This window comes from Azotobacter chroococcum, assembly GCF_004339665.1.
Taxonomy (GTDB): Bacteria; Pseudomonadota; Gammaproteobacteria; order Pseudomonadales; family Pseudomonadaceae; genus Azotobacter; species Azotobacter chroococcum.
This window is the reverse complement of sequence record NZ_SMMU01000018.1, coordinates 66,821-75,564: the sequence shown is the minus strand read 5'-3', so window position 1 is coordinate 75,564 and position 8,744 is coordinate 66,821. Positions and strand designations below refer to the sequence as shown.

Here is an 8,744-nt window from a genome sequence, read left to right as displayed (position 1 = left end):
TGGATCTGCTGGGCCGCGCCGATCACCGCCTGCAGGCCGCTGCCGCACAGGCGGTTGACGGTCAGCGCCGGGGTCTGCTCGGACAGGCCGCCGCGCAGCGCCGCCACCCGGCTCAGGTACATGTCCAGCGGCTCGCTGTGGATGACGTTGCCGAACACGCAGTGGCCGACGCTGGCCGCCTCGATCCCCGCCCGGCGCACCGCCTCGGCGACCATCAGGCCGGCCAGTTCGCTGGGCCGGTGACTCTTCAGGCTGCCGCCGTAACCGCCGATGGCCGTGCGTACTCCGCTGACGATGACCACTTCTTGTACTTGTACAGGCATGGATGGTTTTCCTTGGAGAGTGCCGGGAGCAGACCGCCTTCCGGACAGATCGGACGAAAGTCCGCGAATGGCCGCTAGCTTCCATCCGCGAGCAGGGCGTCGGCAATAACGAAACCAGCCTCAAAATTGACATTAACGGACAGCAGCGATCCGGCCGTTCCGGTAGACTCCCGTCGCAGGGATACGCCTCTCCGGGACAGGTCATGAGCATCGAGCGCTACTCCATCTCCATGCATTTCCCGCGGGTGCTGATGAACGCCGCGCGCCGGCGCGGCCTCGACGAAGAGATTCTGCTCGCCGAGGCCGGCATCAGCCGCCGGCTGCTCGACAACCCCCACCTGCGCATCACCCCCGACCAGTTCAGCCGGCTGATGCGCGGGGTCTGGCGCCTGGGCGACGACGAGTTCCTCGGCATGGGCGCGCAGCGCTGCCGCCAGGGCCTCTTCGCGCTGATGGCCAAGCAGGTGGTCCGCTCGCGCAGCCTGCACTCGGTCTATTACAAGCTCGGCCACTTCTACAACCTGGTGAACGACTCGCTGCGCCTGGACCTGAAGGTCGAGGGCGAGGAAGCCATCTTCTCGATGGCGCTGAGCGATCCCTCCCAGGACCCGGACTACCTGCTGCGGGAGTTCCTGCTGCTGCTCTGGCACCGTTTCCCCAGTTGGCTGATCGGCCAGCGGATTCCGCTGAAGTACGTCGCCTTCGATCATGCGGCGCCCGAGCATCTGGCCGAATACCGGTTGATGTTCCCCTGCCCGGCGAAGTTCGAGCAGCCGACCAACTGCCTGGTGTTCGAGGCACGGATGCTCGAAGCCCCGGTGGTGCAGACCGCCGAGGCCTTGGCCAACCACCTGCGGCGGGCGCCGATTGACTGGTTCACCCGGCCGGCCTACTACCCGGTGTATACCCGGCGGGTGCTGGACCATCTGGAAAGGTCCGGCGACCTGGCCGGCGCGACCATCCAGAGCACCGCCGCCGCCCTGCACCTGACCGAGCGCACCCTGCGCCGCCGCCTGTGCGCCGAGGGCAGCAGCTTCCAGGCACTCAAGGACGGCATGCGCCGCGACATGGCCATCCACTACCTGACCCAGCCGTCCCTGCCGATCAGCCAGGTCGCCCGCCAGCTGGGCTTTTCCGAACCCTCGGCGTTCACCCGGGCGTTCAAGCAGTGGACGGGCGAGCTGCCCAAGACCTACCGGGATGCGGCGCGGAAAATGTGACCCGGCCGGGAAGCTGACGCCCCGAAACCGCCCGTTCCTCTGAAACCGCGTCCTTGAGCGGCTACAACGGTTTTCACGGCCCCCCGATGGGGGAATAATGAAGACGCTTTCTCCCCCTCCCTTGCCTTGCGTTCCAACCTATTCATCTATTCGAGGTTCACATGACCGAGCACGCTCCCGCGGGCACACCGCCGCTTTCCGCTCGCGCTGTCTTATTGATCGAACTGGCCTTGGCGATGGGCGGTTTCGGTATCGGCACCGGCGAATTCGCCATCATGGGCCTGATGCCGAACGTGGCCCAGGACCTGAACGTCAGCGAACCCCAGGTTGGGCACGTGATCAGTGCCTATGCCCTCGGCGTGGTGGTCGGCGCGCCGCTGCTGGCGATTCTCGGCGCCCGCCTGCCGCGGCGCATCCTGCTCATGCTGCTCATGCTGTTCTTCGCCGCCGGCAACTTCGCCAGCGCCCTGGCGACGGATTATCACGCCCTGATGCTTAATCGTTTCATCGCCGGCCTTCCCCACGGTGCCTACTTCGGCGTCGCCTCGCTGGTGGCCGCCTCCATGGTCGCGCCGGACAAGCGCGCCAACGCGGTCAGCCGGGTGATGCTGGGCCTGACCGTCGCCATCCTGATCGGCAACCCGCTGGCCACCTGGCTCGGCCAGTGGCTGAGCTGGCGCGTCGCCTTCGCCCTGGTCGGCGCCATTGCCCTGCTGACCGTGGCCCTAGTGTTCATTCACCTGCCGGCGAGCCGCCAGGAGGAGCCCAGCAACCCGATGCGCGAGATCCGCGCCTTCAACCAGCCCCAGGTGTGGCTGGCGCTGGCCATCAGCTCGGTCGGCTTCGCCGGCATGTTCTGCGTGTTCAGCTACCTGGCGCCGACCCTGCTGGAAGTGACCCGGGTGCACGAGGCCTGGATTCCGTTCGGCCTGGCCGCCTTCGGGCTCGGCACCATCGTCGGCAATATGGCGGGCGGCTGGCTGTTCGACCGCCTGAAGTTCAAGTCCGTCGCCCTGGTGCTGCTGTGGAGCACCGCCGTGCTGCTGCTCTTCCCGCTGTCGGTCCATTCGATCTGGAGCGTCCTGCCGGCAGTCTTCGCGGTGGGCACCATGGTGGCGCTGGCGCCGCCGCTGCAGACGCACCTGATGGACGTGGCCGCCGAGGCGCAGACCCTGGCCGCCGCCTCCAACCACGCCGCCTTCAACATCGCCAATGCCCTCGGCCCGTGGCTCGGCGGCCTGGCGATCAGCGCCGGCCTCGGCTGGACCGTCACCGGCTACGTCGGCGCGATCACCGCGGTCCTCGGCCTGCTGATCTTCCTCCAAGCCTGGAAGCTGCAGAGCGGCCCTGCGCAAACGGCGGCACCGGCCGGGCAGGCCGTGGCGGAGGGCTGAACCCCGCGGCCTGCGGCTGAGCGGGAGCCGGCCTGCCGGCTCCCGCCCTACTCCAGCGCGTACTCGAAGGTGCTGACCACCCGCAGGCGCTTGCCGATGGTGCGGCCGCTGTCCTCCTCGCCGCCGTCGCTGTCGAGCACGCGGATCACCCCCTGGTTGGCATTCTTCAGCCGGCCGAGGGTCGCCCCGGCATCCGCGGCGAACTTCGCCGCCTGCGCCCGGGCATTGAGGGTGGCCTCCTCCAGCAGCTTCGGCTTGACCTCGTTGAAGCCGCGCAGCTGATAGCGCAGGCCGGGCTGGCCCTGCTGCTCGGACTCGAGCTGAACGCCGGCCTGGATCAACGGATCGACCCGGTTGACCGCCTGCGCCAGCGCATCGACCCGCGGCGACTTCACCAGCACCTGTCCCTGGCCGTTGAAGCGCAGCCCCACCTCCCGCGGCGACCATTCGCGGGCCAGCAGGTCCTGGACCTGCAGCGGACGGATCTCGATCTCCCCGGCCTCGAAGCCCTGCTCGCCGAGGAAGGCCAGAATCCGCTCGCGATCCTCGCTCAACAGCCGCTGCACGCCGCCAAATTCGTCGCCAGCACGGCGGAAGGACAGCGTCCAGATCGCAAAATCACTCTTCACGTCCAGTTCGGCCAGCCCCTTCACCGTCACCGCGCGGTCGCCCATGCGAAAGCGCTCCACGCCCCGCCCCACCGACCAGCCGGCGAAGGCCAGGGCCAGGCCGACGATCAGGGCGGGAATCCATCCGATACGCAGCGTATTTTCCATCGCCATCCTCCCGGGAATCCCCGAACAGGCTAGCCCATGCCACGCAAGCCGCCAGCGCCGCCCCACGGCCGCAGCGGGCGCTTGTCGGCGGCTTTGCCGCTGGATATGGTGCAGCCACTCCGTTCCCCCGCAGGCAGCCTCCCTCGCATGTCCATCCCCTCCCCCCGGCTCGGCCACTACGCCATCGGCGGCATCCTGGCGAGCATCCTGCTCAACCTGCTGCTGCGCACCTTCGTCAAGGTCGGCGGCCTGTTCGCCACCCTGCTGATCGCCGGCCTGGTCGCCGCCGGCCTGGCGCTGGTCTTCGCCTGGCGGAACCGCCGCGCGCCCCGGCCCGAGGAGCGCCGGAGCATCGTCCTGCGCTACGGACTGGGCCTCGGCGTGCTCTACCTCGGCCTGCTCGGCATGATGGAACAGCAGTATGAACACGGTCCGGTCGGGCTGCTGCTGTTCGGCCTGCACTACGCCTGCTATCCGGTGCTGGCCTGGGTGGCGCTGGGCTGGAGGGGGAGGAATGACGCCGGACAGGTTCAGTAGTGATAACGGCACATCACGATCTGCAAGGCATCTCCGTCCACCCGGTAGACCAGCCGGTGCTCCTCGCCGATACGGCGTGACCAGAAACCGCTGAGGTTGTGCTTCAACGGCTCCGGCTTGCCCAGACCGGCGAACGGATCACGTTGCGCATCCCGGATCAGCAGGTTGATCCGCTTGAGCCCGGCCTTGTCGTTCTGCTGGAACCACAGGTAGTCGTCCCAGGCCTCGGGCGTGAAGAGAATGTTCAAGGCTCAGTCTTCGTCGACGAGCGACCGCGGCTCCGCCTTGCCGGCGCGCAGGCTGGCGATCGAGCGGATCAGACGCTCCGCATTGGCCGGCGAGCGCAGCAGATAGGCCGTCTCCTCGAGGGCGTTGTAGTCGGCCAGGGAAATCATCACCACCGGCTCGCCCTTCTGCCGGGTGACCAGGATGGGCGTACGGTCGTTGTTCACCCGGTCCATGGTTTCCGCCAGGTGCTGGCGTGCCGTGGTGTAGTTGATGGTCTGCATGGCGCTCTCCTCGATGCCTTGGATATCGAAATGTACAGAAATGCGTACACATCGACAATCCAGCATGGCCCGCAGCCCGCCTGCCCGCCGCTGCGAAAGAACGCCGCCCTCAGCAAACGCCCAACCCCAGCTGCAGCAGGGCCAGCCCGCCCTGCCGCCAGCCCCACCAGGCGAGTGCCAGCAGCAGACCGAGCAGCGCGGCGCCGAGCAGCCGGGCCAGCCCGCCGCTCATGCCGCCCCGGCCGCCTGCAGGCGCGCCACCGGCTGTTCGCGCACCGGCCAGTTGAGCAGCGCGGCGATCAGACTGAGGGCGATGGAGAGCTGCCAGACCAGCTCGTAGCTGCCCGTGCGGTCGTAGAGCCAGCCGCCCAGCCAGCCGCCGAGGAAGGCGCCGAGCTGGTGGAAGAGGAACACGATGCCGCCGAGCATCGACAGGTTGCGCACGCCGAACAGGGTCGCCACCGTGCCGTTGGTCAAAGGCACCGTGGACAGCCACAACAGGCCCATGGCCATGCCGAAGACGTAGGCGCTCCACTCGCTGAGCGGCAGATAGACGAAGGCGACGATCACCACGGCGCGCAGCAGGTAGAGCGCGGTCAGCAGCTGCGGCTTGGGGTGGCGCCCGCCGAGCCAGCCGGCGATATAGGTGCCGAACACGTTGAACAGCCCGACCAGCGCCAGCACCGTGGTGCCGACCCGGGCCGGCAGGTGCTGGTCGACCAGGTAGGCCGGCAGGTGCACGCCGATGAACACCACCTGGAAGCCGCAGACGAAGAAACCCAGCGCCAGCAGCCAGAAACCGGAGTGCGCCGCCGCCTCGCGCAGCGCCTCGCGCAGGCTCTGCTCGTCGGCCTGCGGCGGCTGCGGATTGTCCCTGAGCAGGCCCACCAGCGGCACGATCAGCGCCACCAGCAGTCCCAGCGCCAGCAGCGCCGACGACCAGCCGAGCCAGCCGATCAGCCCGAGGGTGCCGGGCAGCATGGCGAACTGGCCGAAGGAGCCGGCGGCCGCGGCGATGCCCATCGCCATGCTGCGTTTCTCCGCCGGTACGGCGCGGCCGACCACGCCGAGAATCACCGAGAAGGAGGTGCCGGACAGGCCGATGCCGATCAGCAGGCCCGCGCTCAGCGACAGCGTCCAGAGCGAATCGGCCAGGGCCATCAGCGCCAGGCCCACGGCATAGAGCACACCGCCGACGACCACCGTCCGCGCCGCGCCGTAGCGGTCGGCCAGCGCTCCGGTGAAAGGCTGCGCCAGCCCCCAGATCAGGTTCTGCAGGGCGATGGCGAAGGCGAACACCTCCCGCCCCCAGCCGAACTCGGCGCTCATCGGCGCCAGGAACAGGCCGAAGCCGTGGCGGATGCCCAGCGACAGCGCCAGGATCAGCGAAGCGCCCAATAGAACCCAGCCACTCGTGCGCCACATCGAAGTCATGAGTCGTCCTTTTACGGGTATATACCCGCTTATCCGCGAAAAAAAATCAGTCGAGCCCTTCCAGCTCGTCCAGCAGCGCCATCAATGCCGACCGCTTCTCCGGCCCGAGGCGCTGCCCCAGTTGCTCCTGCACCTGCGCCCAGGCCGCCTTCGCCTGGTCGAGACAGTCCCGGCCCGCCGCCGTCAGGGACACCAGCCGGTTGCGCTGATCCTCGCCGCCTTCCAGCGCCAGCAACCCCTTGCCCTCCAGCACCCGCAGATTGCGTCCGAGGGTGCTGCGGTCCAGCCCCATCGCCTCGGCCAGTTCCGTGATGCTCGGCCGCCCCAGCCGCTCGAGGTTGCGCAGCAGCGAATACTGCGCGGCATTGACCCCGACGCCGGCAAGGGCGTCGTCATACAGCCGGCTCACGCTGCGCGTGGCCCGGCGGAGTTTGGTGCAGAGGCAGGAGGTCGGAAGCATGGAATAGGGGTATATACCCGGAGCCGTGGAGCGTCAATCCTCGGGGGATGTTCGCCCCCAGAGAGTGAAACCGTCGGCAGGAGGAGAACTCAAGTTGAGGGAAACTGAAAAAGGATCGTTCGGCATTTGCTGCTGGCCATGCGTGAAAAACACACGCTCAAGCCCTCAGGCATCCGATGCATCCAACTCGGCTTTTCATTTCAGGGATGATGCATGATTCCTTCGGCACGCTTGGGCGACAGCCATGTCTGCCCTCTTCCAGGCCATGGCACGACTCCGGTTGTAGCGGCCTCTCCAGATACCCTCATCAATACCCTGGGTGCCGCCCGGGTCGGCGATGTTTGCGGATGCGGCGCGGTGATCACCGCAGGCTTTCCTTCCATCAATATCAACGGGCGCCCTCTGGCACACCTGGACAGCCCCACCAGTCATGGTGGCCGTATCGTCACAGGAAGCCCCGACACCTTCGGGGGCTTCACAGGCGCCGGTTCGGTGTTGGGCGGCACGGGGGCAATCGTCGACTTTGCCAGGCTGGGCGCCATACGCCCCGATGGCTCGGTCGATGAGCGGCGAATGGCCGAGTTGCTGGCAGACCCGCAGATCGAGCAGCGGGCATTACTGTCGGACGCACTCGTACGACCAAGCCGCTTGCAATCCCCCACAGCCAGCGAGCCAAGGTCTCCGGAACTGATCGCCGTGGCCGGCAGCCAATACGACAACAGCGCAAGCAACAAAATGATGTTCATCGGCCAGGCGGTCCGCGAGCTGGGCGAATTCCAGCGTAGCAAGCCCGGCCTGTCCCGCACGCTGGCGGTGTTCACTCCGGGTTACAGTGAGGCGATGCTCAATGCGGCTCGAGCCTCCGCACAGGGCTATGGCGCCGACTTCGTCGCACTGGCCGACGTTCGGGAACTGATCGACTATCTCAACGGCGGCAAGGACAGGGAGCAGTTCCCCATCGAACACCTGTCGCTGTTCAGCCACGGCGTGCCACGGCAGGTCGCCTTCGGTTACGAACTGGCCCGCGCGGAAGGGTTGTCCCTCGACGTCCTGAACTACAGCCGCATCTCGCCGCAGGCCTTCTCCCGCACGGCCCGGCTCGACAGTTACGCCTGTCGCACCGGGATGGGCAACCGGCCGGACCTGCCCATTGAAGAGGCCGTACAACTTTTCCCGCAGACCAGTGAAAGTCTGGCCCAACTGCTGGCCGATCATCTGCGGATCAGGGTCCGCGCCTTCATCCGGCGCTCGGACTACAGGAACACCTGGGGCTCTTTCGAGGAGCGGCGGATGGGGAAGCTCTGCTCGGCCACTGCGGATAACGCTCCCTCGGCCGAATGGTGCCGGCGTTGGCAGTTGCTGGATAAGGAACGCACTGTGTCGATCAAGAAGAAGGGCTTTGTGTATCAGAAGATGGGGGCCATTGATCCCGTGATCTCGGGCGACACTCCGCTTGGAGTACCAGGAGGCTTTTTTGAGTTTTTACCCAAGTAAGGGAGCCTGGGGCCTCCTGTTCCTTATTTGCGTTCCGCTGCTGGTTGCGGGCTACTTCGGATACAGAGTGATGACGAGCGTGTACAAGCAGGAATGGGGCAATGGCGTCGTGATCCGTGCCGACGAGTATGTGCAATCGGGCGACTGGGTCTTCGACTGCGAGTATGGCCGGCTGGTCAGCCGCCGACCGCTACCGGTGCCCATTGCGGAACTGGAAAGAGTGGGGAAACTCGACATCGGTCAATCCTACCTGAAGGAGGAAGACAGGGCGCCGGCCAGGGAAGCCCTGAAGGCCATCACCGGCCGGAAGGACTGGTATCGCGAATTGCGGTATGCCTATTCCGACCTGGAAGAATCCGTGGTGGGAGAAACGAGTAGCCTCAAGGCTCATCGTTTCACAATGTTGGCCAACCATAGGGGAGGCACATGGGAGGTCGATGTTTGGCATTGGGTCGGCTATGGCGACAGCGAGTTTTCCGTCTATATCGAGCCTTATGACGAGGAAAATCATGTGGATCATGCCAAAGCCCTGAAACAGGCGGCTCAGAGCTGCCCTGCGCCGCAGTAGCAAGCAGCCCGAAGCCCCCGGTGGAAAAC

General features: G+C 66.6%; 12 protein-coding genes. 5 read left to right on the top strand and 7 right to left on the bottom strand.

Annotated elements, in window-relative coordinates:
- Positions 1-323: thiolase family protein (locus tag EV691_RS15190; RefSeq protein WP_481158098.1), on the bottom strand; the 323-nt coding region annotated here is incomplete at its 3' end.
- Between the two features lie 203 nt (positions 324-526).
- Between EV691_RS15190 and EV691_RS15185 the strand changes: the two genes are divergently transcribed.
- Both EV691_RS15185 and EV691_RS15180 read left to right on the top strand, forming a co-directional pair.
- The gene (locus EV691_RS15185) at positions 527-1,543 is read left to right on the top strand and encodes an AraC family transcriptional regulator (protein WP_131297685.1); all 1,017 of its coding nucleotides are present in this window, start codon (positions 527-529) and stop codon (positions 1,541-1,543) included.
- 161 nt (positions 1,544-1,704) lie between these two features.
- Positions 1,705-2,937 carry an MFS transporter gene (locus tag EV691_RS15180; RefSeq protein WP_131297684.1) on the top strand — a complete coding sequence of 411 codons (1,233 nt, stop codon included), beginning with the start codon at positions 1,705-1,707 and terminating at the stop codon, positions 2,935-2,937.
- Between the two features lie 47 nt (positions 2,938-2,984).
- Here the strand turns inward: EV691_RS15180 and EV691_RS15175 are convergent, their stop codons facing one another.
- A complete protein-coding gene (locus tag EV691_RS15175; RefSeq protein ID WP_131297683.1) occupies positions 2,985-3,713 on the bottom strand; it encodes an SIMPL domain-containing protein in 729 nt (242 codons plus the stop codon).
- Between the two features lie 147 nt (positions 3,714-3,860).
- Here EV691_RS15175 and EV691_RS15170 point away from each other — a divergent pair, with 147 nt between their 5' ends.
- Positions 3,861-4,250, top strand: coding sequence for a hypothetical protein (locus EV691_RS15170; RefSeq protein ID WP_131297682.1), 390 nt, complete (start codon positions 3,861-3,863; stop codon positions 4,248-4,250).
- On the opposite strand, the gene EV691_RS15165 is transcribed toward EV691_RS15170, so the two are convergent.
- The 5 genes from EV691_RS15165 to EV691_RS15150 form a co-directional block, all read right to left on the bottom strand.
- Positions 4,244-4,498 carry a Txe/YoeB family addiction module toxin gene (locus EV691_RS15165; protein WP_131297681.1) on the bottom strand — a complete coding sequence of 85 codons (255 nt, stop codon included), beginning with the start codon at positions 4,496-4,498 and terminating at the stop codon, positions 4,244-4,246. The two genes, EV691_RS15170 and EV691_RS15165, sit on opposite strands and share 7 nt — an antisense overlap.
- A 3-nt stretch (positions 4,499-4,501) precedes the next feature.
- Positions 4,502-4,759, bottom strand: a complete 258-nt coding sequence (locus tag EV691_RS15160) for a type II toxin-antitoxin system Phd/YefM family antitoxin (protein ID WP_039805099.1) — start codon at positions 4,757-4,759, stop codon at positions 4,502-4,504.
- 109 nt (positions 4,760-4,868) lie between these two features.
- Positions 4,869-4,991, bottom strand: a complete 123-nt coding sequence (locus tag EV691_RS24160) for a hypothetical protein (RefSeq protein WP_278250222.1) — start codon at positions 4,989-4,991, stop codon at positions 4,869-4,871.
- Entirely contained in the window at positions 4,988-6,184 is a 1,197-nt protein-coding gene (locus EV691_RS15155) for an MFS transporter (RefSeq protein WP_131297687.1), read from the bottom strand. The genes EV691_RS24160 and EV691_RS15155 overlap by 4 nt, the downstream gene beginning before the upstream one ends.
- Before the next feature lie 55 nt (positions 6,185-6,239).
- Positions 6,240-6,653 carry a MarR family winged helix-turn-helix transcriptional regulator gene (locus tag EV691_RS15150; protein ID WP_207390154.1) on the bottom strand — a complete coding sequence of 138 codons (414 nt, stop codon included), beginning with the start codon at positions 6,651-6,653 and terminating at the stop codon, positions 6,240-6,242.
- A gap of 213 nt (positions 6,654-6,866) precedes the next feature.
- On the opposite strand from EV691_RS15150, the gene EV691_RS15145 reads away from it, so the two are divergent.
- Both EV691_RS15145 and EV691_RS15140 read left to right on the top strand, forming a co-directional pair.
- Positions 6,867-8,147: a PAAR domain-containing protein gene (locus tag EV691_RS15145; RefSeq protein WP_131297679.1), complete on the top strand. Its 1,281-nt coding sequence runs from the start codon at positions 6,867-6,869 to the stop codon at positions 8,145-8,147.
- A complete protein-coding gene (locus EV691_RS15140) occupies positions 8,128-8,715 on the top strand; it encodes a hypothetical protein (RefSeq protein ID WP_131297678.1) in 588 nt (195 codons plus the stop codon). The genes EV691_RS15145 and EV691_RS15140 overlap by 20 nt, the downstream gene beginning before the upstream one ends.
- The last annotated feature ends 29 nt before the right edge of the window (positions 8,716-8,744 follow it).